The organism is Rhizobium sp. BK661, from assembly GCF_024808825.1.
Lineage (GTDB): Bacteria > Pseudomonadota > Alphaproteobacteria > Rhizobiales > Rhizobiaceae > Rhizobium.
Map to the genome: position 1 here is coordinate 68067 of NZ_JANTYT010000017.1, position 24287 is coordinate 92353.

At 59.0% G+C, this 24287-nt stretch carries 24 protein-coding genes and 1 pseudogene; 15 read left to right on the forward strand and 10 right to left on the reverse strand.

Annotation, left to right across the window (positions count from 1 at the left end):
• Nucleotides 1-9: 9 nt before the first annotated feature.
• Nucleotides 10-880 (forward strand): annotated as a pseudogene (locus FHX16_RS24760) (sigma-70 family RNA polymerase sigma factor).
• A gap of 77 nt (nt 881-957) precedes the next feature.
• Here FHX16_RS24760 and FHX16_RS24765 read toward each other — a convergent pair.
• Nucleotides 958-1164, reverse strand: a complete 207-nt coding sequence (locus tag FHX16_RS24765) for a hypothetical protein (protein ID WP_183757540.1) — start codon at nt 1162-1164, stop codon at nt 958-960.
• Between the two features lie 140 nt (nt 1165-1304).
• On the opposite strand from FHX16_RS24765, the gene FHX16_RS24770 reads away from it, so the two are divergent.
• Nucleotides 1305-1928: a TetR/AcrR family transcriptional regulator gene (locus FHX16_RS24770; RefSeq protein WP_183757539.1), complete on the forward strand. Its 624-nt coding sequence runs from the start codon at nt 1305-1307 to the stop codon at nt 1926-1928.
• A gap of 64 nt (nt 1929-1992) precedes the next feature.
• Nucleotides 1993-2181, forward strand: a complete 189-nt coding sequence (locus FHX16_RS24775; RefSeq protein WP_183757538.1) for a hypothetical protein — start codon at nt 1993-1995, stop codon at nt 2179-2181.
• Here the strand turns inward: FHX16_RS24775 and FHX16_RS24780 are convergent.
• Together FHX16_RS24780 and FHX16_RS24785 are read right to left on the reverse strand one after the other, a co-directional pair.
• Nucleotides 2178-2615 carry a DUF1810 domain-containing protein gene (locus FHX16_RS24780; RefSeq protein WP_183757537.1) on the reverse strand — a complete coding sequence of 146 codons (438 nt, stop codon included), beginning with the start codon at nt 2613-2615 and terminating at the stop codon, nt 2178-2180. The genes FHX16_RS24775 and FHX16_RS24780 overlap by 4 nt on opposite strands.
• 70 nt (nt 2616-2685) lie before the next feature.
• Nucleotides 2686-2991 carry a hypothetical protein gene (locus FHX16_RS24785; protein WP_183757536.1) on the reverse strand — a complete coding sequence of 102 codons (306 nt, stop codon included), beginning with the start codon at nt 2989-2991 and terminating at the stop codon, nt 2686-2688.
• Nucleotides 2992-3212: 221 nt separating this feature from the next.
• On the opposite strand from FHX16_RS24785, the gene FHX16_RS24790 reads away from it, so the two are divergent.
• The 3 genes from FHX16_RS24790 to FHX16_RS24800 are packed head-to-tail and all read left to right on the forward strand — an operon-like array spanning nt 3213 to nt 6287.
• Nucleotides 3213-4583 carry an amidase gene (locus tag FHX16_RS24790; RefSeq protein ID WP_183757535.1) on the forward strand — a complete coding sequence of 457 codons (1371 nt, stop codon included), beginning with the start codon at nt 3213-3215 and terminating at the stop codon, nt 4581-4583.
• Nucleotides 4584-4609: 26 nt separating this feature from the next.
• Entirely contained in the window at nt 4610-5473 is an 864-nt protein-coding gene (locus tag FHX16_RS24795; RefSeq protein ID WP_183863850.1) for a sugar phosphate isomerase/epimerase, read from the forward strand.
• Nucleotides 5474-5492: 19 nt separating this feature from the next.
• Nucleotides 5493-6287 carry an HpcH/HpaI aldolase/citrate lyase family protein gene (locus tag FHX16_RS24800; RefSeq protein WP_183757533.1) on the forward strand — a complete coding sequence of 265 codons (795 nt, stop codon included), beginning with the start codon at nt 5493-5495 and terminating at the stop codon, nt 6285-6287.
• On the opposite strand, the gene FHX16_RS24805 is transcribed toward FHX16_RS24800, so the two are convergent.
• Nucleotides 6288-6959, reverse strand: a complete 672-nt coding sequence (locus tag FHX16_RS24805) for a spermidine synthase (protein ID WP_183757532.1) — start codon at nt 6957-6959, stop codon at nt 6288-6290.
• A gap of 588 nt (nt 6960-7547) precedes the next feature.
• Between FHX16_RS24805 and FHX16_RS24810 the strand changes: the two genes are divergently transcribed.
• Nucleotides 7548-7832 carry an acylphosphatase gene (locus FHX16_RS24810; RefSeq protein ID WP_183757531.1) on the forward strand — a complete coding sequence of 95 codons (285 nt, stop codon included), beginning with the start codon at nt 7548-7550 and terminating at the stop codon, nt 7830-7832.
• Nucleotides 7833-8050: 218 nt separating this feature from the next.
• The gene (locus FHX16_RS24815) at nt 8051-8383 is read left to right on the forward strand and encodes a GYD domain-containing protein (protein WP_183757530.1); all 333 of its coding nucleotides are present in this window, start codon (nt 8051-8053) and stop codon (nt 8381-8383) included.
• 198 nt (nt 8384-8581) lie between these two features.
• Here the strand turns inward: FHX16_RS24815 and FHX16_RS24820 are convergent, their stop codons facing one another.
• Nucleotides 8582-8830, reverse strand: a complete 249-nt coding sequence (locus FHX16_RS24820; RefSeq protein ID WP_183757529.1) for a PilZ domain-containing protein — start codon at nt 8828-8830, stop codon at nt 8582-8584.
• A 361-nt stretch (nt 8831-9191) separates the two neighbouring features.
• On the opposite strand from FHX16_RS24820, the gene FHX16_RS24825 reads away from it, so the two are divergent.
• The gene (locus FHX16_RS24825) at nt 9192-9932 is read left to right on the forward strand and encodes a L,D-transpeptidase (RefSeq protein ID WP_183757528.1); all 741 of its coding nucleotides are present in this window, start codon (nt 9192-9194) and stop codon (nt 9930-9932) included.
• Between the two features lie 455 nt (nt 9933-10387).
• Here the strand turns inward: FHX16_RS24825 and FHX16_RS24830 are convergent, their stop codons facing one another.
• From FHX16_RS24830 to FHX16_RS24845, 4 genes are all read right to left on the reverse strand, one after another.
• Nucleotides 10388-10675 (reverse strand): hypothetical protein, encoded by a 288-nt coding sequence (locus FHX16_RS24830; RefSeq protein ID WP_183757527.1) that lies wholly within the window; start codon nt 10673-10675, stop codon nt 10388-10390.
• A 239-nt stretch (nt 10676-10914) separates the two neighbouring features.
• Entirely contained in the window at nt 10915-12699 is a 1785-nt protein-coding gene (locus tag FHX16_RS24835; protein WP_183757526.1) for a PAS domain S-box protein, read from the reverse strand.
• 114 nt (nt 12700-12813) lie between these two features.
• Complete coding sequence (locus FHX16_RS24840; protein WP_246712669.1) at nt 12814-13329, reverse strand: dimethylsulfonioproprionate lyase family protein; 516 nt, start codon at nt 13327-13329, stop codon at nt 12814-12816.
• Between the two features lie 279 nt (nt 13330-13608).
• On the reverse strand, nt 13609-14394 hold the full coding sequence (locus tag FHX16_RS24845) for a pyrroline-5-carboxylate reductase (RefSeq protein ID WP_183757524.1): 786 nt from the start codon (nt 14392-14394) through the stop codon (nt 13609-13611).
• 169 nt (nt 14395-14563) lie between these two features.
• Here FHX16_RS24845 and FHX16_RS24850 point away from each other — a divergent pair, with 169 nt between their 5' ends.
• The 5 genes from FHX16_RS24850 to FHX16_RS24870 all read left to right on the forward strand — a co-directional run bounded on the left by FHX16_RS24850 (nt 14564) and on the right by FHX16_RS24870 (nt 18667).
• On the forward strand, nt 14564-15142 hold the full coding sequence (locus FHX16_RS24850) for a DedA family protein (RefSeq protein WP_183757523.1): 579 nt from the start codon (nt 14564-14566) through the stop codon (nt 15140-15142).
• A gap of 252 nt (nt 15143-15394) precedes the next feature.
• A complete protein-coding gene (locus FHX16_RS24855) occupies nt 15395-16705 on the forward strand; it encodes a hemolysin family protein (protein ID WP_183757631.1) in 1311 nt (436 codons plus the stop codon).
• Between the two features lie 83 nt (nt 16706-16788).
• Nucleotides 16789-17073 carry a DUF1236 domain-containing protein gene (locus tag FHX16_RS24860; RefSeq protein ID WP_259130890.1) on the forward strand — a complete coding sequence of 95 codons (285 nt, stop codon included), beginning with the start codon at nt 16789-16791 and terminating at the stop codon, nt 17071-17073.
• A gap of 338 nt (nt 17074-17411) precedes the next feature.
• On the forward strand, nt 17412-17720 hold the full coding sequence (locus FHX16_RS24865) for a DUF6665 family protein (protein WP_259130907.1): 309 nt from the start codon (nt 17412-17414) through the stop codon (nt 17718-17720).
• Nucleotides 17721-18283: 563 nt separating this feature from the next.
• Nucleotides 18284-18667: a hypothetical protein gene (locus tag FHX16_RS24870; protein WP_259130892.1), complete on the forward strand. Its 384-nt coding sequence runs from the start codon at nt 18284-18286 to the stop codon at nt 18665-18667.
• Nucleotides 18668-18695: 28 nt separating this feature from the next.
• On the opposite strand, the gene FHX16_RS24875 is transcribed toward FHX16_RS24870, so the two are convergent.
• Nucleotides 18696-22373: an adenylate/guanylate cyclase domain-containing protein gene (locus FHX16_RS24875; protein ID WP_259130894.1), complete on the reverse strand. Its 3678-nt coding sequence runs from the start codon at nt 22371-22373 to the stop codon at nt 18696-18698.
• Nucleotides 22374-22597: 224 nt separating this feature from the next.
• Here FHX16_RS24875 and FHX16_RS24880 point away from each other — a divergent pair, with 224 nt between their 5' ends.
• Nucleotides 22598-24196, forward strand: coding sequence for an ABC transporter substrate-binding protein (locus FHX16_RS24880; protein ID WP_259130896.1), 1599 nt, complete (start codon nt 22598-22600; stop codon nt 24194-24196).
• The last annotated feature ends 91 nt before the right edge of the window (nt 24197-24287 follow it).

Below are 24287 nucleotides of genomic sequence, written 5' to 3' on the forward strand. Positions count from 1 at the left end.
AATGTGACAGTGATGCAAGAAAATTGGCTGGCGGCGGAATTCGAGGCGAACAGGGCGCACCTCAGCGCCGTGGCCTCCCGCATACTCGGCTCGCGCACGGATGCGGACGACGCGGTTCAGGAGGCCTGGCTGCGGCTCGGCCGCTCTGATGCCGGTGCTATCGGCCACATCGGCGGCTGGCTGACGACCGTTGTCGCACGCATTTGCCTGGACACGCCGCTCCAGAAAGGCGAGGCGCGAGGAGCCGTTCGACGGGCCCGTGCACGAACGCGTCGCAGACACGTCGAAATCGGTCGATCCGGAGCGCGAGGTCGCCTTTGCAGATTCCGTCGGCCTGGCGCTCCTGGTGATCCTGGAAACACTCGCGCCAGCCGAACGCGTCGCCTTCGTGCTACACGATATGTTCGATCTCCCGTTCGACGACATTGCGCCGATCCTCAACCGCTCATCGGCGGCAACACGACAGCTTGCAAGTCGCGCCCGCCGCCGCGTTCAGGGCAGGACGGACATGCCGGAGGCGGACGCGACACGCAAGAAGCAGATCATCAATGCATTCCTTGCAGCCTCGCGGCTCGGTGACATCAAGGCACTTTTGTCGATCCTCGACCCGCAGGTGGTCTTCACCCCAGATGCTGCAGCAATCCGGTACAATCCTTCCGTTCGCGAACTGCGCGGCGCGGATGCAGTTGCCGAGACGTTCAAGGGTCGGGCCCAGGCAGCGCAGCCGGCAAAAATTGATGGAGAATTCGGATTTGTCGTTGTGGTCGGCGGACAACTGCGCGTCGTCCTGCTTATGACGTTCGAGGGGGAAAGGATTGCTGGCATTGATGCCGTAGCAGACCCAGCCTACCTCTCAAACCTGGAATACGAGTTGTTCTGACAGGTGAGCCCAAACACAAAGAGCCGCCGCTGCGGCAGCGGCGACTCTCACAGGGGCAGGGAACCGCCCGGAAACATTCAGCAATAGCTGCACATGGCAGCCGGATCGTTCGAAATCGACTTCAGAAATTTGCCCACAGGAGTCCGCTGTTCGCGCTTCCCAGCTGCCGTCTCGAGGAGACGTCTGAAATCGTCAAGTTTCACGCCGTCGGCACGGAGCACCATGGCGATCAGGGGGTCGCGAAGGGCTTCGGTAATCGTCAATTCTTCTCTGGTCTTGCTCATGGTTTGCCTCCTTTCGTGGGCAGTAGCCCGTGTTCCACTCCGTCGGCGCCATGTGACTGCGGCATGAAGTCTCGTTGACTTCGCTGAGGAGTGGTGTTACCGGTAAGTAACAATTCATTTGTTACCGATCGGTCACATGGATGTCAAGGACCTTGTCCGCAAAAAAAGTTGAATCATTGGCCCTGCAATTTCCCGCCAACGTCGACGAGAAACTCCCACCGCGAGAACGTATCGTGTCGACCGCCACCCTGCTGTTTCGTGAGCACGGCATCCGCGGCATCGGCGTAGATGCAATCGCAGACGCGGCCTCAACGAACAAAATGACGCTCTATCGCCACTTTGGCTCCAAGGATGAACTCGTCTGCGAAACGCTGCGACGTGCTTCAGAAAAGGCAGAGGCGATCTGGCGCGACCTTGAGGCGGTTCATCCCGGCGACCCGAAGAGCCAGCTCAGGGCGTGGGTTGAAGCCCGTACCCAGAGCCTTTGCGGTCAGCACGTCGGCTGCGATCTTGCGAATGCGGCAATCGAGCTCAAAGGCGAGGGGCATCCGGCCTATGGTGTGATAGAGCGCCATAAGGCTGAACAGCGCGACCGGCTCGAGGAGCTCTGTCTTGCAGCCGGTGCGCGCGAACCGGCACTCCTGGCGGATACGCTGACCCTGCTTCTTGAGGGGGCTCGCGTGACACGCCAGGCAATGGGCAACGACACATGCTGCAATCACTTCTCCAAAGCCTGCAACGCCGCCATCACCGCCTTTGCGTGATCAGGCGGCGTGTCGGTGGGAACCATCTTTCTTCTCGCTCTCCTGACGAGGTGGGGAGGATGGCATGAATTATACCTACCTTCATCGTCTGTACCAAAAGCGCCCCGAGCTCGAAGCCAAGCTTGAGCTCTATGAGGCACGCGATTGCTTCGGCGACGAGGAGATCGACGACGGTACGGATCGGGAGTTGCGGAAGCGGCTCACCGAGATCGGCACTGGAATCGACACCCTGGAACACTTGAATGCCCGCTAATTGCCGGCGTTAAGCAGTTGTATGGTCCGCTGATCGTACTCCCCGTCATAGAGGTGCTCGATGACCTTGTGGAACGGTGAGCCGTGGTCACTGATGGCTGCAAACAGCGTCATGGACGAGCGGAGCTTCAGATCATCGGGGGATCCGAACATGTCGTGCGCAGACAAGCCCTCGATTTCGAGGATTGCATCGACGCAGCGCTGCAGCCGGCTTCCAAGGACGGGATCGGCAAGATAGGCGGTAGCCTCTTCGGCAGACCTGATCGCATATTTCTCGGCCATTGTGGAAGTACCCAGTCCGGCCATTTGGGGAAAGATGAACCACATCCAATGGGAACGCTTACGTCCGGCTCTCAACTCGGACAACGCTCGCTCGTAGAAGCCGTTCTGTGCGTCTACGAAGCGCTCAAGGTTGTAATCGATTTTGCCGGGCATCGACGACCCTCCCTTTACGCATAACTATATCGCCAGGGATCCTTGTCCATGCCCGGACTGCGACAGGCCGCTAGCAGGACCTGTCGGGGTATGGACTGTGCTCGCGGCAGTAATCCGCCGATGGAAGTGTTTCTGAGATTGATCCGACCGTTGCCGGATCGAGGGATGCCATCGGAGCTGTATAATGGACCGTCAACCCGGCAACGCCCAGGAGCACGAAGGCTGCAAGGACTATCACTCGGTTTGATAAGGAAGGTGCGTTTGCATTGACATGCTCGACATATTCGCGTTCACCCATGCCGTTCAACTCGTCTTCCGTTGCGTGGTGATGCACCACGTCGCCGCGCGCCGTGTTCAAAGTCTCACCATCTTTCATTTTGTTAACTCCTACACTGAAGCGCGCATCGGCATACGATCGTCTTCTGCCGCAGACAGCACGCACGACGCATTTGTGATTTTCAGGCCGCGGATTGAAGAGTGAATACGCAAACGCAGTGTTCATAAAATCGAACCAATCGGTTTGATTTGACCTATGGGGCTTGGCGCGTCGACAAAATTCGGCTTAGGTCAGCAGGACATTCAGATTGCGGATAGCCCATGGCACACTCATTTGGCGCGATGTCAGTTGCGCAGCTTTCCACTCTCATTCAAACTGCAGCCGTCGATCCCCTCGAGGTGACACAAGCCGTGCTCGATGGTATCGACGCCTATGCGGATAGGGCAGTTTTCACGGCAGTCCTGAGGGACCGAGCGCTGGAGGAGGCCATGGTCTCGTCCAAACGCCTGAGGGAAGGGCGGTCGCGGGGGATGCTGGACGGCATACCGATAGCGTGGAAAGACCTCTTCGACATCAAGGGTCGCACGACAACGGCCGGCTCTACCGTCCTTTCGACCGGCCCGGCCGCACAGACCGACGCAGCGGTGGTGGCAGCGCTGAAGCAGGCGGGGATGATTTCAATCGCCTGCACCAACATGAGCGAGTTCGCCTTTTCCGGCCTTGGCCTCAATCCGCATTTTGGCACGCCCGAAAACCCAATAAGTCGTGACGTGCCGCGAATCCCGGGCGGTTCGTCATCCGGCGCCGGAGTCGCGGTGGCTGCCGGGCTCGTGCCGGTCGCCATGGGCACCGACACCGGGGGATCCGTTCGCATTCCTGCGGCGTTCAACGGTATCGTCGGATACAAGGCGACACGCGGTCGCTACCCGATGAATGGCGTCTACCCACTGGCAAAGAGCCTGGATTCCCTTGGCCCGCTATGCAGAACGGTGAAGGACGCCGTCTGGATTGACGCAGCCTTGCGTGGAACGCCTTTCCCGCTGATGGTGGCTCGACCGGTCGCCGGGCTTGAAATTGTCGTGCCGGACAACGTCGTCTTCGATGGCGCGCAATCCGGGGTTGTTGCAGCCTTTGAAGCAGGGCTTGATCGGCTTGCTGCCGCGGGTGCGTCGATCACCCGGATCACAATACCGGCCTTCGATGCCATATTGGGGCTCATGACCCGATATGGCGCTCTTGTTACTGCCGAAGCCTTTGCACTTCATCGCGAACGGCTGGCCGGGCCGGCCGCCGACGACATGGATCGACGTGTCGTCGTGCGCACGAGGCTCGGCGAGAAGATCACGCTTGCGGACTATCTTACGATCCTGGAAGCGCGCGAGCGGCTGATTGCCGATGTCGCGCGTCGCGTGGGGTCCAGCCTCGTCGCCTTCCCATCCGTTGCCCATGTGGCACCGCCAATTGCACCACTCGAAGCCGACGACGAGCTGTTCTTTGCAACCAACGGCCAGACCTTGCGCAACACAATGCTCGGCAATTTCCTCGATTGGTGTGGCGTCTCGATCCCCTGCGGGACTGGTGACGCCAATATGCCCGTCGGTCTCCTGCTCTCTGCCGTGGCAGGGCAGGACGAAGCAGTCCTCGGTGCCGCCCTTGCTGCGGAGGAGATCATCCGCAAAGACCTGAGTTGACCGATTGGCATTGCGAGGAGGCGAACATGACTGAAGGAACGCTGGAGAATGGACGCTTTGCAGTTTCGACGTGGTCGCTGCATCGGTTGTTGGGAACCGTCTATCCCTACAGCCCCGATCCAGACAAGAGCCAGGACAGCAAGGAGCCTTATGGACCGGGACGTTCATCGCTGATCGAAATCCCACAGCAGCTCGCAAGCAACGGTATCGGCAGGATCGAGATATGCTCGTTTCATCTGCCAAGCCTGGATCGAGGCTATCTCCAGGAAATGCAGGCGGCCCTTCAGGAAGCTGATATCATGCTGCAGACGCTTCTTGTCGAGGATGGGGATCCGAGCCATCCGGAAACAGCGAAACGTGACATCGAATGGATTGCCCGCTGGCTCGAGATCGCAGAGGTGCTTGGCGCCAGGAACATTCGGGTGATTGCGGGCAAGCAGCCGCCATTACGCGAAAATCTGGAGCGCTCGGCGGGGCACCTCGGGTGGCTTGCAAGACAGGCCGGCAATAGCGCGGTTCGGGTTGTCACCGAGAACTGGTTTGATCTCCTGCCATCCCCTACGGAAACAAACTGGCTGCTTGACACGCTGGAAGGCAAGGTCGGTCTCAATGGCGACCTCGGCAACTGGGCAGCGCCGGCCAAGTACGAAGGTCTTCGCGACATTATGCGGCGGGCAGAACTCTGCCACGCCAAGGCCAATTTCAACTCGTCCGGCCTCGATGGCGATGATTATCGCAAAGTTCTGGAAGCGTGTCGGGTGGCAGGCTACGACGGACCATATACGTTGATCTACGATTCAACGTTCTACGCAGACGAGTGGGATGGCATCCGGCTCGAAAAGGCGTTTATCGAGGAGTTTCAACTGGACAGGCGGCGCGCGGTCGGCTGAACCGCGAAAGGAGCATGGAATGAGTGGCAGGACGATCGACAGCTTCGCACAGCGCATCAGAAGCGGCGAAGGCGGATTGATTTCTGCGTGGATCGGTATTCCCGACCCACTTTTTGTCAATCATCTGGCGCAGGAAGAATTCGATGCAATCGTGCTGGACATGCAGCACGGCGTCTGGGATCTGGGGTCGGCTGCCGTTGGAATCGGTCAGGGAAGACTTGCGGGCAAGCCGGTCCTCGCGCGAATTCCTGTCGGCGATTTCGCCGCTGCCTCCCGCCTCCTTGATGCGGGGGCCTCTGGGATCATTGCGCCGATGATCAACTCGGCGGCGGATGCGGCCGCCTTCGCGAAGGCTACCAAGTATCCGCCGGTTGGTGAGCGTAGCTGGGGACCGACGCTGGCCCTGAACCATACGGGACTTCCCGCAGCCGAATATCTGACGACAGCGAACGATACAACTGTCGCCATCGCCATGATCGAAACGCGGGCCGCGCTCGATGCCGCAGACGAAATCACGCGCGTTGAGGGAATCGACGGCATTTTCATCGGGCCATCCGACCTGTCGATTGCACTCTCGCAGGGCACCTCGGTGGCACCGGATACGCCCGAAGTCGACGGCGTTCTGAAGCACCTGATCGCCCGATGCCGCGCTCATGACAAGTTCGCCTGCGTTTTCGGCAGCAACGGCGAGCGGGCAGGCGAGCTCTTGAAGATGGGCTTCGATTTCGTCATCGCAGGCGCCGACACGCAGCAACTGCGTGCAGGAGCGGCAAGCGCGATTGCTGCGGCCAGGCGGGTTCAGGCTTCGGGTTGACTACTTCACCGCTAGCCAGATGACGTGACGCGCGCCTCCGCGCTTGCCATTGGCGCGTGTGTTTATCGTCTCGACGACGAACCCGCAATCAGACAGACGACGGGTGAACCTGGCGTCGGGTCCTGATGACCAGACGGCGAGAACCCCGCCAGGCAGAAGGGCATTTCTCGCCGCGCGCAGTCCGGCGCTGTCGTAAAGGCGATCATTGGAACGGCGCGTTAGCCCGTCAGGCCCATTGTCGACGTCCAGCAGAATGGCATTGAATTTCGCGTTGCGCTCCCGCAGCAGTTCACCTACATCACCCTGATGGACGGTAACCCTGGGGTCATCAAGGCAACCCTGGAAGACCTCTGACATCGCGCCGCGGGCCCAATCGACGACCGCCGGCACAAGTTCGGCAACCACGACCGACGCATTTTCAGGCAAAACTGAAAGGGCGGCACGCAGTGTGAAGCCCATGCCGAGGCCGCCGATAAGGACGGTCGGGCGCGGATGATTGCTGATCTTCTTATGGGAAAGGGTTGCCAGCGCTTCTTCGGAGCCACTGAGGCGGCTGTTCATCAGCTCGTTTGACCCAAGCATGATCGAAAACTCGCTGCCGCGTCGCTTCAGACGCAATTCGCCGCTTTCGCCAGGGATCGGCGCCGAATCAAGTTGAATCCAAGGAAGCATGTTCTCGTATCTCGCGTTGCGTGCCACTCCCTAGCACAGCATGGCGGTCCCGCGAACCGCATCTCGGCTCGCGGGACAGTGTACGGGCAATGACTACTGGAGATTCCGGCAGGCCTGATTGGCTGCACGGGTTCCAGGCTGGGCTTCCACGCGCTGGCCGCCAGGGCAAACGGTCCAGTTGATCTGGTCTGAATATATAGTGGTCGTGCCAAAATCGATCGGGATAGAAAGACCTCCTCCGCCTGTGCCCTCGGTGTCGGGAGATGTTCCCAATGGCGGAGAACCATCGAAGCGGCCGCTGCTGTCCATTCCCATGCTCGCTTGCGCGAAGGCCGAACCAGCAAAACCGAAAAGGAGCACTGAAGTCACTGCGATAAGCCTGCGCATGATCGAGATCCCTTCATGTTGAAGCACTTACGAATATAGAGCCGATTCTTATTTGTACCAGCAGCTCGGAACCATAAGGCCGTCTAAATTCGTAGGAATTCGGTAAATGATTAACGTGAGGCGCAGCGGTCTGTGCGCCTCGTGCTGACATCCTGCGTGGCAGCGCCATATTGCCCTCAGGCAGGAAGATGGGAGACCGATATGGATGCAGATTCCATGGTGATGAGGGTCCGGGTAACCGGTCGCGTCCAAGGGGTCAGTTTTCGCGTATGGACGCGGGATCGTGCGCGTCGACTGGGCTTGAAGGGGTGGGTGCGCAACGAAGACGACGGCTCGGTCATGGCCCTTATTGCCGGAGAGGAAACCGCCGTTTCGAGCATGCTGAAGGATTTCTGGAAAGGGCCGCCGGGGGCGTCTGTCGATGCCGTCGATGTCGAAAAGGCCCGGCCCGAGACTGTTCCAGATAGTTTCGAGATCACGGTGTGACTTGAAGTCGTCGGTTCCGTCACCTGCGTGGCTACACCGATCCATTTGTCGCGCGATGGTTCGAGGGAGGAGACGGCGACGCGCGACCTCCTGCACCACATGACGTCCCGCGCTGTGAGATTGACTCCGGTTTAACTGTCGCGGCAAACGCCCGGATGTGAGATATTGGGTGCGCGGCAGATCGGCCGATCTGCCCGGTTGTTGAGGGAGGATTCCTTATGCCACTCTTCATCATCACAGGGTGCTATTCAACGACGGCAGCGAAAGGAATGATCGCCGATCCATCTGACCGGGAGGTGGCGGCGCGAGCCATAATGGAAGCAGCAGGCGGAAAACTACACTCTTTCTACATTACGACCGGAGAAAATGACTGGATGGTAACCGCTGAATTTCCTGACGGTGCTGACCTGGTCCCCGCACTCCTGGTCATCGGAGCGTCGGGAGCAGTAACAAATATCAAAACCGTGCGAGCATACACGGGTTCGGAATTCAAGGCCGCCCAGGAAAAGGCGGGCAAAATCGTATCTGCCTACAAATCCCCGGCAAGATGAGGCAGCCAACTCACCGAACCACCGTCGGCAGCGGACGTTGAATCCGCTGCCGGTTCGTTTTGTGGCATCCATCGATCCCGGCTGTCGAAATTTCCGCTGTCCTGGCTCCATCTTTCGCTTCGCGACGAGCAGCCTTTCGACCCTTGATGACGGCCCATCATGCCCGCAAGGATCGGCGATCCGGCTGCAGGGCCACGGCTACATGGTTGGTGCAAAACGTACGCCGAGGGAGCCGAATTGCCTCCATCTGACGGTGCACTCAAACACACGGCCGTCAGACAATCTCAGATCGAACTCCTGAGGAACCGCGAGTGCTGCTTCGACAGCCAGTCGCGCGCCGCCATCGGACAAGTCTTTTACAACGCAGTCCAGTACACTCCCGCCGCCGTTAAAGAGTACCTTTCCTCCGATAAACGTTCTTTTTCTATGGGTCGATCTGCTGTCCATTGGCACACCTCATTGCGTCTAGCGTATATTAGCCCGCGGATGACCGAGAAGTTAATGAGACGGTCAAGGTACGGTCGCAGACAAAGCTTCTGAGATCTCGAGGCATTGCGGCATCGGTCGATGCCTTCGGTCTCGAGGCGGACCGGCTGGAAACCGTTCCCATTTTGCGAGTGACAGCGAGGACTTGATTGTCCGGGTCAATCCCGGGAGGCCGTTCCGGACTGATTGTTGCTCTCCTGAAACAGTATGTGGTCCAGACGCGCCGCTCGCGCAATTGTGCCCGCTGGAACCACATTTCGGCCATGGTGTCGGCGAGTAGGACTGGCTCGCACTCTCGAAACTCGAATCGGAACCCCTGAAGTTGCATGCCACGTTCTTGATCCGACCGCTCCTGGTGGCGGCCGGCGCTTCCCTTCTTGCGGCTTGTACGCAAATCCCCTCGGAGCGCCTTGTCGCATCCGTCGACACTCCCCCGACCGGAGCAAGTCTTTCAGCGCTTGAGCCAAGCCGGGCGGCGGCAGCCCAGTCAACCGTCGTCCCGACGGATCGGCCTCCTGAGAAGCCAGACTATTCGATCGCCTACGCTGAGCTGGACGATCAGGAGTTTCGCTGGCCGGCGATCGACCCTAGGGCGGTTCATCCCGACTATCTGCGCCAGGAGGTCGACTACGCAACGGACGAGCCACCGGGCACAATCATCGTCGACACCGAGAGGAAATTTCTCTACCTCGTTCTCGAGGACGGACGCGCAATGCGATACGGGGTAAGTCTGGGCGCGCAGGGTCGTGCCTGGAAGGGGCGGGCGATCATCCAGTGGAAGAGGAAGTTTCCGACGTGGACGCCCACCCCTTCGATGATTGCGCGAAATCCAAAGCTCGCACATTGGAAGGGGGGCATGAAGCCCGGCCTGACAAATCCACTCGGCGCGCGTGCTCTCTACATCTTTCAGGACGGCAAGGATACGCTCTATCGCATCCATGGCTCTCCGGAGTGGCAAACGATCGGAAAGAACGCGTCATCTGGGTGCGTTCGGATGTTCAACCAGGATGTCATCGATCTCTATGACCGTGTCCGCGGAAAGGCACCGCTCCTCGTGAAATAGGTCGTGAGCGATGAGTGAAAGCGAGCCGCGCGTCCGGACCGAGCATCCCCCAGTGGGCATTTCGACATGACTGGTGAACAGGAACCCCTAGGGTTAGACCAGGACGACGCAACTGTTGAGACGGCGGCAACGGGTATGAAAATCGTTCGTGGCCGCCGAACAATGGGGCGGACCTTCGGGTGACCGTGACGCTAACTACTGCCCAGGGCCCTTAATGCCTGCGGCAACAAATACTCGGCAACCTCTTCATGACCTTCCGCGGTGCGATGACGGCCACAGGATCACGATACGCGCTGAAGGTTCGCCCACCTCCAGGTAATCGGATCAGTGGAATGTGACGCGCACTTAATCCGATCTCGGCGACGTATTCCTTGGTATTTAGGCCACTTTATTGTTTGTCATTTCCCTTGGCCCTGTCGATAATGACAAGCCGGCCCCGGTGGGCACATCCGCGTCTAACCTGCCACCGGCGTTTGTGCTGTGCGGAACACCAGCGTTGACGACATGGGAATCAACCTCACGCCCATGAAGAAGACGTTCCAGTTCAACGGGAAGGCCTGATCTCTGGCGACGCCGCCAGGATGCCGCCGGCCTGTTCCTCTCCCGGCTGTGTTATCGGCTCCTATACAAACGATGAGAATCGGGGCCGCCCATGCTTCCACTGCACAAATGGAAAGCATGAAACCCGCCAAAGCGATGCGGCAAGGTTGGAAAGGTACCACCTGAACCAGAAACAACTGCATGCATTTCTGCCTCCGTCTCGATGACAGGCGGATGATTTCGAAGGTTTATTTCAGGACACCTTCAGCGCGAAAGAGGATTTACCATCCCGCCACCCAGGTCGTCCCGCGAGGCGAGCGGGACAACAATACCATCAAACGTCAGCGTTAAGCAGTGGAGGAAAACACCGCCTGAAACAGCAAACAACCGAAGAGCGGCACGGGAGCTTATCGAGATGCGGTCCGCTATCGCGACGGTTGGTTCAGGCGCTTGGGATCCCATCGTCGTCTACAACGGCATTGACTTCACATATCAAGCCTGCCGGATCATAGGTGATATTCACCTCGCCCTTCAGTTCAGCCGCAAGCAGGCTTTCGATCAGGCGGGAGCCAAATCCCCTTCGGGTAGGCTCGCTGACCCTTGGTCCGCCCATTTCTTGCCATCGCAGGGTGAGTCTATGCGGTTCGTCATTGGTGACAGACCAGTGAATGGATATCTGTCCTTCCGGCATGGACAGCGCTCCATACTTTGCCGCATTCGTAGCCAGTTCGTGCAATGCAAGCGAGATCGAAACGACCGCACGGGGCACCAGGCGAACGCTTGGGCCTGATATTGAAATCTTCTCGCGCGAATAGGGCGACAGGGCTTGCTTTACCACCGCTTCCAGCTCTGCCTGTTCCCAATTCCCGTGCATCAGCAAGTCATGAGCCCTCGACATCAGGGAGATCCTGGCCTCGAATGCATCCACCCCTGCGCGGTTCGCCGTCTCACGCCCAAGCGTCTGTCGGGCGATGGCCATGACGGTTGCAAGCACATTCTTGACCCGATGATTGAGCTCTCCGACAAGAACCGTCTGAAGTCGCTCTGCTTCCTTGCGGGCAGAGATGTCGTGCGCAATTTTCGCTGCGCCGATCGTCCTGCCATAGGCGTCGAAAATCGGGGACACGCTGAGCAGGACATCGACCAGCCCGTCATCACTGCGCCGGCGCTTTGTTTCGTAGGGATCGACCCTCAATCCGGCGCTGACCTGCCTGATGATCGCAGGTTCTTCTTCAATCCTGTCGTCCGGAACAAGGATCATGACAGAACGTCCAATGGCTTCTTGTGCCGAGTAGCCGTAGAGTTTTTCCGCGCCACTGTTCCAGCTCGTGATCCGCATGTTCAGATCGATGCTGAGAATGGCATCGTTGGAGGAGGCGATGATGGCCGCAAGACGACGCTCCACCTCTTGGGCGCGCTTGCGCTCGGTGATGTCGACAACAACCGCGGCGGCCTGCTTGATCTCTCCGTGCTCGTCGCGTAGGGGCGAAACCGAATTCGCGACCCAGACAAGACTTCCATCCTTGCGCACGTAGCGCTTCTCGATGTCGAAGCTCTCGCCGGTCTCGATCATTTGCCTGAACGAACGGAGGTAGTCTTCGAGATCGGTCGGGAACGTTATGTCCTGCACCCGCATCTTTAACAGTTCAGTTTCCGAATATCCGACAATTTCGCAGAACCGCCTGTTTACCAGATGCAGCCTGCCGGCGAGATCGGATTGCCCGATCCCGGCTGCAGTCTGTGTGAATATGGCGCGGAACCGCTCCTCGCTCTCGCGCAGTGCCGTGTCAGACCTGACTCGTTCAGTGGTCTCGTTGACTATACAGAATACGCCGCGCACCTTGCCTGTCTCATCGCGTACCGGCGAGTAGGAAATGTCGAAATGGACGGTTTCGGGATAGCCGTGACGTTCGATGTAGAAGGGGCGGTCCTTGGCGAAGACCGTTTCTCCGAAATCGAGGACGCGACGCAAAAGAGGCTCCAGGTCACTCCACAACTCTCCCCAGTATTCGCGCGCCGGGCGACCAAGTGCGCGCGGATGCTTGGTGCCGATGGTCGGGGCGTAAGCGTCATTGTAGAGTGCGATGAAATCCTCGCCCCAGAAGAGAACGATCTGAGCCTTTGACGGCAACATCAGATCGACAGTCGACTTCAGACACTGCGGCCATGTGCTTGGTGGACCCAGACTGCTATCGGCCAGGCCCTGACCGTAGATTCGGCCCGACATCTCGTCGGATCCGGGTGATGCGTCGTTGCTGTGCAGGGGCTTCTCCTCCACCCGATGGCCTTTTAATTCAGAGGTTTGATGGCCAAACGTCAAGGGGAAAATTAAGGTGCCTCTTCACTTCTCGACGTGGCACCAGGCCGCCAGGAGTGGCCGTGACGTGCATCGCATTGCGACGTTATGGCCGGCTTCATTGAAGAAGATCGAACCGACCGTGCCGCGTTGCCATCCCTTATCGTCGCATGAGAATTCGCAGTCGGACAGCGAGAGAAAGACGCGGGACCGAAACTGGATGTGATCGGGGAAGCGGCTGTAGGGTGCCATGATGGTCAGACCGAGAGCGACGTCGCTGCGCTCCTCCATGCCAGACATGCCCGCGATTACCGCATGAGCGTGGGTATGCTCGATGTTGATGCTGGCAAACGGGCCGGTCTTGCTGGCGACCCATTCCAGGCTCCTGGCGACATCGGTGATGGCGGCGGCAGCTTCGGCGTAAGGCTCCCCCCTGGAGGCCAGGTTGCGTAGCGCGAATTGCAACTGCGGCGCCAAGGGCAGAGGGCTAGCCGGCTTCATCGCGACGGCGCCGGGCTCCTGCAGGAGGTGAAATACCTTGCCGGCGACGAATTTTTCCATGAAAGGAGCTGCATCCGACATCAGGATGTTACCCAACGCGCCGATAACGCGCTGGACATTGGCAGGCCTGCGTGAACGGCTCAGGGCATAGTCGCCACTTGCCGTTCTTGTTCCACGATGCAGAAGGAGGTCAGCTTCCCTTCTCAACCGGGGCTTTGACATTGGATCTCGAAACTCCCTGCTTGCCTCCGGATCCTTATCCCGATGCGATCAAAAAGCAAACCGCACCACCGTTATTTTGGTGTATCCGAAATGATCGCTAAGACATAGGGCCCGCTGTCAAGTGTCGGTGTCGCCCTTGATCCGCCTCAGGACGCGATCAAGTGCCGATATCAACGCGTCATGTCCGCCTTTTGCCTTGAAATCGGACAATACCTGTTCGTTCAGGCCACCCTTGGTCGCGAACTCGCGACTGAGGTCGACAAGCGGGACGTCGGAACGCATGGCGGTTTGCGACAGACTGGTAAATAACGCCGCGATATAGGCGCGTCCCTTGTCGGCGGCGAGGCCATTATCTTCAAGCCAGGCAGCCGACATGTCCATGATCCCGAGAACGGTCGACATCAGCGAGCTGGCCGCAGCCAGAAGATCATATTCCTGCTTCGTGTCGCACTCGACTGTGGTCCCAAGAACGGAAAAAAGGTCTGCAACGTCGTTATCTGCCGGGAAGATGGCGGTCACACCTTCGCGACGTGCGACGAAAGGCAATGGAATGGCCTGTACGAGTTGAACTTCCACACCAATCCATCCGAGAAGGGTCTGGCGATCGGTCGCCGCAATGACGCTGAGAACGGATTGCCCGGTTCGGAACTTCAGCTCACTCATGACGTCCTGTGCAATTTGAGGTCGGAATGCCAGGACAACCATATCGCTCTGATCGATGACCGACTGGTTGTCTGCCGCAATCGAGACCTCTGCGAATTCGGCGGCGAGACGTTGCGAAATCTCGGCGCTTCGGGGCGAAACAATGACATGCAAGAGAGCGGGGGATTCTGCCAGCAGTCCCCTGATCATGGCCTCGGAAATCGTCCCGGTTCCGATGAAACCGATCTTCTCAATCTTCATTGCCGTCCTCCCCAGGTGCCACGATGCGTCCAATGGGATCGCACCTGACTGGCGGGATACAGTCTCGCGGGATGGCCTGCAAGCTATAGCTCTTGCATGTAGAGCGGACAGATTGCCGCCAGAATGAATCCAATGCAGATTGCGTCCGTGGAACACTGGAGGTCAGACATTGCTGGAAAAGCTGATCGGTGACTACGGCGTGTTCGCCGTGTTTCTTGGCGCTGGTATCGAAGGCGAAACAGCGGCTTTTCTCGGCGGAATCGCTGCCCACCGCCACCTCATCGCCTACTGGCAGGTTGCCTTAGCGGCAAGTCTTGGTTCGTTTACCGCAGACCAGATCTTCTTCCTGTTGGGCCGCCACGCAGCGAAATGGTCCTATGTGAAGAGGCTTCTTGACTCGGCACCGATCGCCGGGGCGACTCGCCTCCTCGAAGCGCGTCCGACAAGCTTTATCCTGGCCTTTCGGTTCATATACGGGATTCGCACGATCAGTCCTGTTGCGATCGGTGTATCCAGCGTTCCGGGCTGGAAATTTGTCAGCCTCAACGCGATTGCCGCATCGGCCTGGGGTATCATGATAACAGGCGCCGGGTTCCTGGCCGGGCAGGCCATCGAAGCCATGCTCGGACGCTTGCAACTGCATGTGCACCTGTTGATCGCGCTCGTCGCCGGCGCCCTGCTTGTGTCGCTCGGCGCTTATGTCGCGCGCAAGGAAATGACGCGGCGCTCGGCACGCCTTGGCGGCTGAGACGCCCGCGTTGGCTCCTCGGTGTCCGGCCGACTGGATATGGCCTCCCAAGAAAACAGACCGATTTTGCAAATCAGGAAGAGGGAGTACCAAGGAAAGCCTGACACGCGGGAAAGCAAGTTGCCGCCGGTGGCCTGCCTTCCCTTGTGGGCGTTGAGCAAAAGAAACAGCTACCGCGACGGGATTGCCGCTGGTGTTCTGTCTGAGAATGCCTATGTTTCGCGTAGCTTCGACGTTACAGGGTTTCCATTTTTGCTTCTCGAAATTTCAATCGTTGCCATTCTTACCATCTTGAATGGCGTTCTCGCCATGTCGGAGCTTGCCGTCGTTTCCTCGCGGCCGGCTCGTTTGAAGGTTCTTGCCGACCAGGGCAGTCGCGGGGCCGCCATGGCTATGAGGCTTGGCGAGGAGCCCGGGCGGTTTCTGTCGACAGTGCAGATCGGCATCACGCTGGTCGGCGTGCTATCAGGTGCATTCTCGGGCGCGACGCTTGGCGCTCGACTGGCCGGCTGGCTTGGTACGCAGGGTCTGTCGCCAGCAGCTGCTGATGCGCTTGGCGTCGGCTCGGTCGTTGTCGCGATCACCTATCTCTCATTGATTGTTGGCGAACTGGTGCCAAAGCAGATTGCGCTTCGTGCGCCGGAGACCGTGGCGAGCAAGGTCGCACCGGCGATGATTTTCCTGTCCCGGCTTGCCGCGCCGCTCGTCTGGCTGCTCGACGCATCAGGACGGACAATCCTTCGCCTTCTCGGCCAGGCAGGCAAGTCGGGCGATGTCGTCACAGACGAGGAAATCAAGACTGTTCTGGCAGAAGCGCACAGCGCCGGTGTCATCGAGACGGAAGAGTCGGCGATGATCTCCGGGGTGATGAGGTTGGCCGACCGAAACGCACGTGCCTTGATGACACCGCGCCGGGAGGTGGAGGTGATTGATGTCGAAGACAGTTTCCCGGAGATCCGGGAGCAACTCCGCCTGAGCGCGCAGGCGCGACTGCCGGTACGCAAGAATAGCTCGGACGAGATTATCGGCGTGCTCTTGACCAAGGACTTCTATGACGCCTTGGCATCCTCGGGTCATGTCGAAATCGGGACGCTCGTTAAGCAGGTGCCGATCGTATCGGATCTGTCAGGCGCACTGGACGTCATTCAGGCAATTCGTCGATCAAGCTGTCACATGGTACTGGTCTATGACGAATATGGCCACTTCGAGGGGGTGATTACCTCCGGCGACATCCTGGAGGCAATTCTGGGTGCCGTCCAGGAAGACTCGATCGGCGAGCAAGCCATTGTGCGTCGTCACGACGGCAGTTACCTCGTATCCGGCTGGACGCCAATCGACGAGTTCGCGGATTTCATGAATTTCCAGATTGATGGCGACAGGGACTATCAGACAGTCGCGGGTCTTGTGCTGGAGGAAATGAAGCATCTACCCGAGGTCGGCGAGAGCTTCATTATGAATGGCTGGCGTATCGAGGTCGTCGACCTTGACGGGCGACGGATCGACAAACTGCTGTTGACTGCAATCGTCGCGCCGGACGAGGGGTCGCACCAGATGTTGCACTAATATCCGAACACATCTGTTGCTGGTGTCGTCGGAACCTTCAAGCGAGGATGGAGTTCATCCCTCCAGAAACATTGGAGGTAATTATGAAAGTGCATGTTACAGCAGCAATCGCGGCAATGATGTTGAGTGTCCCGGCAATGGCACAAACCACCGTCGTGACAGTGCCCGGCGAGGTAAGGACTTACATTACCGAGCAGGAGGTTCCGTCGGTGACGTATGACGGCGATATCGTTGTCGGAACAGAGCTGCCGTCCTCCATCGAAGTTCACACGATCCCCAGCAATGATGCATACGCTTACACAGTAATCAACAAACAACGCGTGATCGTCGATCCCCATACCCACCGCATCATCGAAGTCATCAACTAATCAGCATGTTCGCGACGATAGGTGACATTCAAGTTGAACGTTGTTTGCGTTGGCCTTTCGCAACGTAAGTATTGCGGGCCAACGCCCCTGTTTGTATCCGGTTACATTCTCCGAGATACCGCCAGCCCTTGAGGAGCTCCTCGGCAGCTGCGCCGCTGCGTCCTCGGATGTCGACGGAGCCAAAATGCTCCTCTTGATTGCTGCTTTGGTTCAGGTCCTCGACTGATAGGTCTGCTCAATTTGTCTTTCCTGGTGGGCGCACCAGCATTAGACTTGGTCGATCAGGTACCCGTTGCGCTTCGAGCAAACCGCTCGGGAAGTGAGGCAATGTGCCACTCATGCTGCCACAATCGATCTCCAGCCACTCGCTCGTGAACCCACTTGATTACGAGCTCGCCTCCGAGCGCGCGGATGCTCTCGGTCGACAGGGCCGCAAGGCGGAGGCCGCGTTGGCGAATTTGGCTGCATGGTCTTCGGAAAGCCATCAACGAATTGATCGGATGACGCTTCTGGATGACGCTTCTGATGCAGTATGGGCCCTGTTCATCCAGCGGGAGATCTGCGGCCTTCGCAACAACGGAGATGTCATCGATCGCTACCAGATTCCCGGCGAGGTCCTCGCGAGGCTTGGCGCCACCCGCAGGTGACACCACAAGTAGGTGCTAAGCGTGTGCCGTTCGGTCGAACGGGGATCAAGTCGAGAGTGACGAAACAACGCCAAGACACGCTCTCAGCCGTTGACTGATTCTTATTCGGAACGTCGGGTTGCGCGTCCAAAAGCGTCAGTATGTCGGAGTAATGTTCGGCGTAACCTTATTGTTAGCGTTTAGTAATTCGCCGGAGTTCACTTGTGCGCGATATGATCCAGGAGGAAATATAATGCTGTTTCTGGCGAGAGATTTAACCTAGCCCTGGTCACCGAGTTGGGACATACTTACTGCGCAGTTGTTCTCTTGTTCATGTTTAAAGGGCGGATTGCCCGGTAGCGATTGGGGAGACGTCATGCCAGCCAATTGGGATCCAAATCAGCATATTGACTCCGAGACAGGTCGAATTGAATGGCCGACGGGTCCGATGACCGACATCGATCCGGACTACGAACCCAGGTGGGTCGAAGCCTGGGTCGTACAGGGTGGCGGAATTGGCCCAGGGCAGGTTTGGGCCGGACCAAGTCAGAGCTCCGCTCAGAGTTCCTGGACAGGCTTCCAGAGTGGGCGCTGGACCGCGCCCGAAGCTGGGTGGAGAAACGGACGCTTTGCGCCCGGTCCTGCGGTCGGAATTTCGCTCCTCGCATTGCGCGATGATGATGGACATTACCAGTATGATTGGTGGTTCGATGTTGTCACACTTCGGGATTAGCGCCGATCTGGAATGGTCGAGCGAGACGCAGATGGAGGATACAATGACCATGGAGGAGCGCGAATTCATTGAGCGCTACAAGACCCAGGTCGACGTCCTGCGGACTTTGCAGAAGAGGGTCGCCGAGGCAATCGGCAGAGCCGAAGAAAAGCTTGAGCGGGTAGCCCGCGGAGAGGCTATGGACGCGGTCTTCGGTCCTGTCCAGCGGAGCCCGAGCGGCAAGGAGCGTGGCTAGGCCAATCTCGCCGGTAGTGCGCCATTTGTCACGTCTTGTCGAACTCTGCCAGTCGACGCTTTGTGTTGGCTGCGGCAACCACGTTTCCCTTGCGCTCGTATAGACGCAACGCAACTGACGCCGCGGCGAACGCGTCGCTATGTTGGCCGGACGCCTCGAGGACATAGGACAAATCGACAAGTGCTACGGCCCTGTCGTTGACGAAGTCCGTCTTTTCGGCGAACTCCACTGCGGCGCGCGCAAGGGCTTCGGCCTCCTGGATTTTCGCCCTGCGGGCAAGAATACGTGCGCGCACACGCCGCCAGCGAACCTGCGTCACCAGATCATCGATTGCAGCAAGCTCCGAACTCACGGCCGTAAACTCCTCTGCCTCATCGTCACGACCTTGCTCCAGGAGAACGGCTGCAAGCGAGGCCGCCATCGTCGAACGAAAGGCGCGCTCGCCCATCGCCTCAAGCGCGTGGTAGGAAGCGCGCGCGCTTCTTTCTGCAGCGGCAGGATTGCCGGCGAGCAGTTCGACGACGGCTTCATGTTCTGAGGATGCTACATAAAGGGTGTGGCTGAGGCCGAAGTCGGCGTACGCCGCATTGCTCTTTGCGATTTGGTCGCGGGCAACAGAAAAGCGGCCGGCGATTGCGTTGAGGGAAGCGAGTTGACGCAGGATTGCGGCCTCGGACACTGGGCTTTCGGTCACTTCCACACGCATGGCCTCGCAGCGGCTAATTCCTTCGGCGGCAGGGGTGGGGCCAAACCAGAGCGATGAAGCAATCCAGGTCAGGATTTCGTGATATTCGTGCCAATCGCCCGCATGCCTGGCGTGAATTGCAGCGCGCTCCCAAGCTTCGGCTGCCGCCTCGCCCCGGGCGCCGTTGAAACGAAGCCAGGCCTTTAGTCGGTGTGCACGGCATAGACCGAGGTCGTCTCCCAGACTTTCGAAGATCGGGACAGCCTCAATTGCGGCCTCTTCTGCTTGCTTTACCCCGCCCTCCTGGGCGAGGAGGAGTTGCAGGAACTGTCGCTGGATGCTGACATGCGCAACCAAACGCCGGTCTCTGGAGGCGGCGGCAAGCTGTTCGGCTTCGTCGAGGATACGGCCCGCATCGTCCAGTCGGCCGCTCTCGATCTGCGCACCGCTCAATTCGGCAAGCAGCGCGATCCGGCGTGGGTCATCCCTTGGAATGAGCCGCGATACACGCTCGAGAAGGCTGATTGCCGCCGGAAGGTCGCTGCGAACAAGCGCCCGTCTTCCGGCCGCCTCGAGCCGTTCGCCTGCACGGGCGGCAAGAGAGGCAGTACGGGTATCGCGTGGTCCGAGTGATGTCCGGTATTGAAAGGCCTGTTCAAGGTGATAGCCGACAAATTCCTCGAATTCGCGAAGACGGTCTGCAGTCGCTCGTTCAAGCCAGGCGGCGAAGTGTTCGTGCAACTCGGCCCGCGAACCTTTCGACAAGGATCGATATGCGGCATCCCGGATGAGGGCATGCCTGAAGCGATAGGCCTTGTCTCCAGGGAAGGTCGGAGCCTCCGGCCGGATCAGATCCCGGCGCACAAGCGCAAGCAGCCCGGCCTCGAGCGCATCTAACAGGGGTTTCGCCAGTTCGCTGACTGCTCCTTGGTGGAAAACTGCGCCCTCCACCGCTGCGGTCCTCAAGATCGAACGCTCCACGGATGGGAGCCGCTCGAGCCGGGCGGCGAGAAGAGCGTTGATCGACGAGGGAACCGGCAGATCGGCGAGATCGGACACGGTGACCCAGCCATCGGGCGCGCGACGCAGTAGGTTCTCGTCAATCAGCATTGCGACAAGCTCCTCAGCGAAGAGTGCATTACCACCGGCGGCACCGAAGATCCTCGATTCGACAGCCGGCGGGAGTGGTGCGCCGCCGAGCAGATTGGATATGAGCGTATGGCATTCCTCGTCGCTCAGCCGCTCGAGAAAGATCGAGGTTGCATTGCGCTTGCCCGCTCCCCAGCCGGGTCGAGCGTCGAAGAGTTCCGGCCGCGCGATGCAGACAAGGAGAATTGGGACGTCGCGGGAGAAGTCGGCAACGTGCTCGAGCAGGTCCAGGAATGTTGGCTCCGCCCAATGAACATCGTCCACCACGACGACGAGCGGACCGGATCGGGCGAGTGCCTCCAGAAGCTTGCGCACGGCCCAGGCGGTCTCCTCGGTGGTCCCTTGTACCGCGCCGCCGAGGCCAAGCGCCCCAGCGACGCGCTCGGCAATGAGGCTGGCCTTTTCGTCCCCTGCAAGCTGCGCTTCGATCATAGCTGCGAGTTGCTCACCTCCATCCAGCCCCTCGGCCCGCGTGAATTCCCGGACGATCTCGGCCAATGGCCAATAGGTGATGCCTTCGCCGTAGGGCAGACAGTTGCCGTGCAAGACCGTAACGTCTTCCGCAAGACCACGCGAGAACTCCCGTACGAGCCGTGACTTTCCGACCCCGGCATCACCAAGGACGCTGACCATATGGCATGTCCTGTCGCCGACCGCGTTCTGGAAGACGGTTTCCAGCAGGACGCGCTGGCGTTCGCGTCCGACAAAAGGGGAATCGAAGCGGCGCGCAAGCCCCGGCGCGTGATGGAGGACTTCGCTAACGACAAGCGCTGTGATGGTCTCGCCGTGCTTGAGTAGGCGCGGGCCGCTTGGTGAAACGACGACCGCATCGCGTACCAGCCTGTGTGTCGATTTGCCGATCAGGATCTCGTTCGGCAGGGCTGCTTCCTCCAGCCGCTTTGCTGTATTGACGGCTTCGCCGGCGACCGAGAGAAACCCCCGCGAATCCGCGCTGGCGATAACCTCACCCGTGTTGATGCCTATCCGGTTTACAAGGCGTACTCCCCACCCAGCCTCCAGTTCCTGATTAAGATCGGCAAGTCTTTCTCTCATTTCCGCCGCTGCCCGCACGGCCCGCGTAGCGTCGTCTTCGTTGGCTGTGGGCGTGCCATAAACGGCCATGATGGCGTCCCCGATATACTTTTCAACGATTCCGCCATGGCGCTGCACGACAGCGCTGATCTCGCCAAAGTAGCGTTTGAGGACGTTGCGAAGCGCTTCCGGGTCAAGCGCAAGCCCGAGTCGGGAGGAATCCACGATGTCGGCAAAAAGGATCGTGACCGTCTTTCGGATGTCGGTGCTCGGCTCGTGCAGCCCGGGCGCCAGCGGCCTGACCTCGGCCGTTCGGGCTGCCATCCGGTAGATCTTGACAGGCCGGCTGATGTTCTTCAGTTGCTGCTCGCCGGCATATTCGAAATCGACATCGATCTTGCCGGGGAGTTGCTCGTAGGCCGAGCCCGTGATCAATACGCTTCCGGGAGGGCAAATTTGTTCGAGACGAGCGGCGACGTTGATGCCATCGCCGAGCAGGTCGTCATCCTCGACCACGACATCTCCGAGGTTTATGCCGATGCGTAAGACGATCCGGCGTTCGGAATTGACCGGCCTTTGCCAGTCGGCCACCTTTTCCTGCATGGTCACAGCACAAGCTACGGCATCGACGACGGAGTTGAATTCCGCGATCAGTCCGTCACCCATGACCTTGACGATCCGGCCGTGGTGCTCGGAAAACAACGGCTCCATGAGGGATTGCCGTAAATGTTTCAACGCGGTGAGCGTTCCGCTTTCGTCCGCCTCGACGAGGCCTGAATAGCCGACGACATCTGCAACCAGAATTGCTGCGAGCTTTCGTCCGACCCGAGGCAATGGCATAATATCGCCCTTCTGCTGGCAGACTTGCCTTCATCACACGTCGTTCCAGAACAAAACAATAGCCTATTGCTGCGAATGCGACGACCAGAATCGGCCGGCGCCATCCGTTGTTCGTCCACTGCTTCGAATTGGTTTGCACGGTGCCTGACGTGCCTCTTGAGGCCCGGCAACGAGACAGGTACATTAATGGTGCCTAATGTACCCTTGCGCGACTGGGGAGCGAAATGGACATCAGCTTGACGCGACGTTGTGCGATGGTGAACGGCGTGCTTCTGACCACAGCGGTCGCCCTTTCGGGAACACGTTCGATCATACCGTCGGCACGTGCCGGTGATCAGATCGGCGAGGTTACATGGGCCTTGCCCAGCGTTGCGGAAACGCTGTTGATCCCACATGCCTGGACAACGTATGTCGGGGCGATCATGTCGCTCGTCCAGGAGGGACTGCTGACGTTCGGAGACGATCTCAGCCTTGAGCTCGCTGCCGCTGACACCTGGAACCAGGAGAATGCGACGACGCTGCATTATCACCTGCGTGGTGGCGTCACCTTTGGCGACGGATCTCCCTTAACGGCCGACGATGTCGTTGCCACCATGGAATATCACATGAACCCGGACTCCGGTTCACAGCTGGCCTCCTTCTACAATTCGGTGGCAGCCGTCAAGGCGACAGCAAAAGACCAGGTCACTGTCAAGTTGAAGGGTCCCGACGTACAGTTCGTCTATACCGCTGCACACATGGCGGGCTTCGTCTTCAAGAAGGAGCAACTTGCGGACAACGGCATCGGAACGCCGGAGGTGCTGCCACTTGGGACCGGCCCCTACAGGTTAGCCGAATTTGTTCCGTCCGATCGCGTCGTTCTTGAGGCCCGCGATGATTACTGGGGTGGGACACCCTTTGCTAAACGCATCGTCTTCCAGGCAATACCAGACCGGCAGGCCCGGCTGCTAGCCATGCAGAACGGTGACATAGCAGGTACCTTCGATATCGCCATTTCTGACCTGGACCAGTGGGATGCACTCGGCAACGTCGAGACGACGCCTTCTCTTGGCGTCTATGCACTCATCCTGGACCAATCGGCGCCACCGTTCGACGACATCCATGTTCGCCGCGCCGTGGCCCATGCTGTCGACCGGGAAGGCTTGGTTAAGGCTCTGCTCAAAGGCAAGGGAGAGGCAGCAACGGCTCTCAATCCGCCGCAGATGTGGTCAGGGCTGATGTTGCCCGAGGAGGTCCGCGCCTTTTACGCTACCTTGGCGCAGTACCCATTCGACCTAGGGCTAGCGAAGGCTGAACTGGCAAAATCCGGCCATCCGGACGGTTTTGACGTTTCCATCCCGGCATCGAGTGCCGATCCATACATGGTCAATATCCTGCAGTCCGTGGTCGAGAACCTGAAGCAGATCGGTATCCGTGCAAGGATCGAGGAAACCGACAACAACACCTGGCTCGCCCAGTATTTTCGCCATCAGAAGCTCGGAATGCAGATCATGGCCTATTATCCTGACTATCCCGACGCCGTCAGTTATCCCTACCTCTTCTTCTCGAGTGCGACCGCGAGGAAGGATGGACTGAACGGTTCGAACTTCAAGGATGCTGAGGTTGATGCGCTCCTGAAGACTGCGACCGAGAAGTCCGATTCCACGGAGCGCACGGTGGCGCTGAAGAAACTGTTCACGATCGTCAACGACAAAGTCCCCCTTGTGCCGATATTTTGGCCCAACTCTGCGATGGCTCTCAGCAATAAGTACAGGCTCAACGGCTATACCGCCTTCTGGTATAATGTTCCCTGGGCCATGAGAGGGTTTGGCCCGGCATGGTGACGCTGCTGTCCGGAAGAAGACAGAGGGGTGTTTCCCCATCGATCGACACCGGCCGAAGACGGAAGGTACCGGCGGATGGACCTTTTTTTAG

What these genes read in the sequence shown, in the direction of transcription:
- FHX16_RS24765 (WP_183757540.1), bottom strand. Translation starts at nt 1,164, where the DNA reads ATGAGCAAGACCAGAGAAGAATTGACGATTACCGAAGCCCTTCGCGAC.
- FHX16_RS24770 (WP_183757539.1), top strand. Translation starts at nt 1,305, where the DNA reads ATGTCAAGGACCTTGTCCGCAAAAAAAGTTGAATCATTGGCCCTGCAA.
- FHX16_RS24775 (WP_183757538.1), top strand. Translation starts at nt 1,993, where the DNA reads ATGAATTATACCTACCTTCATCGTCTGTACCAAAAGCGCCCCGAGCTC.
- FHX16_RS24780 (WP_183757537.1), bottom strand. Translation starts at nt 2,615, where the DNA reads ATGCCCGGCAAAATCGATTACAACCTTGAGCGCTTCGTAGACGCACAG.
- FHX16_RS24785 (WP_183757536.1), bottom strand. Translation starts at nt 2,991, where the DNA reads ATGAAAGATGGTGAGACTTTGAACACGGCGCGCGGCGACGTGGTGCAT.
- FHX16_RS24790 (WP_183757535.1), top strand. Translation starts at nt 3,213, where the DNA reads ATGGCACACTCATTTGGCGCGATGTCAGTTGCGCAGCTTTCCACTCTC.
- FHX16_RS24795 (WP_183863850.1), top strand. Translation starts at nt 4,610, where the DNA reads ATGACTGAAGGAACGCTGGAGAATGGACGCTTTGCAGTTTCGACGTGG.
- FHX16_RS24800 (WP_183757533.1), top strand. Translation starts at nt 5,493, where the DNA reads ATGAGTGGCAGGACGATCGACAGCTTCGCACAGCGCATCAGAAGCGGC.
- FHX16_RS24805 (WP_183757532.1), bottom strand. Translation starts at nt 6,959, where the DNA reads ATGCTTCCTTGGATTCAACTTGATTCGGCGCCGATCCCTGGCGAAAGC.
- FHX16_RS24810 (WP_183757531.1), top strand. Translation starts at nt 7,548, where the DNA reads ATGGATGCAGATTCCATGGTGATGAGGGTCCGGGTAACCGGTCGCGTC.
- FHX16_RS24815 (WP_183757530.1), top strand. Translation starts at nt 8,051, where the DNA reads ATGCCACTCTTCATCATCACAGGGTGCTATTCAACGACGGCAGCGAAA.
- FHX16_RS24820 (WP_183757529.1), bottom strand. Translation starts at nt 8,830, where the DNA reads ATGGACAGCAGATCGACCCATAGAAAAAGAACGTTTATCGGAGGAAAG.
- FHX16_RS24830 (WP_183757527.1), bottom strand. Translation starts at nt 10,675, where the DNA reads ATGCAGTTGTTTCTGGTTCAGGTGGTACCTTTCCAACCTTGCCGCATC.
- FHX16_RS24835 (WP_183757526.1), bottom strand. Translation starts at nt 12,699, where the DNA reads ATGTCGGGCCGAATCTACGGTCAGGGCCTGGCCGATAGCAGTCTGGGT.
- FHX16_RS24840 (WP_246712669.1), bottom strand. Translation starts at nt 13,329, where the DNA reads ATGGAAAAATTCGTCGCCGGCAAGGTATTTCACCTCCTGCAGGAGCCC.
- FHX16_RS24845 (WP_183757524.1), bottom strand. Translation starts at nt 14,394, where the DNA reads ATGAAGATTGAGAAGATCGGTTTCATCGGAACCGGGACGATTTCCGAG.
- FHX16_RS24860 (WP_259130890.1), top strand. Translation starts at nt 16,789, where the DNA reads ATGAAAGTGCATGTTACAGCAGCAATCGCGGCAATGATGTTGAGTGTC.
- FHX16_RS24865 (WP_259130907.1), top strand. Translation starts at nt 17,412, where the DNA reads ATGCTGCCACAATCGATCTCCAGCCACTCGCTCGTGAACCCACTTGAT.
- FHX16_RS24875 (WP_259130894.1), bottom strand. Translation starts at nt 22,373, where the DNA reads ATGCCATTGCCTCGGGTCGGACGAAAGCTCGCAGCAATTCTGGTTGCA.
- FHX16_RS24880 (WP_259130896.1), top strand. Translation starts at nt 22,598, where the DNA reads ATGGACATCAGCTTGACGCGACGTTGTGCGATGGTGAACGGCGTGCTT.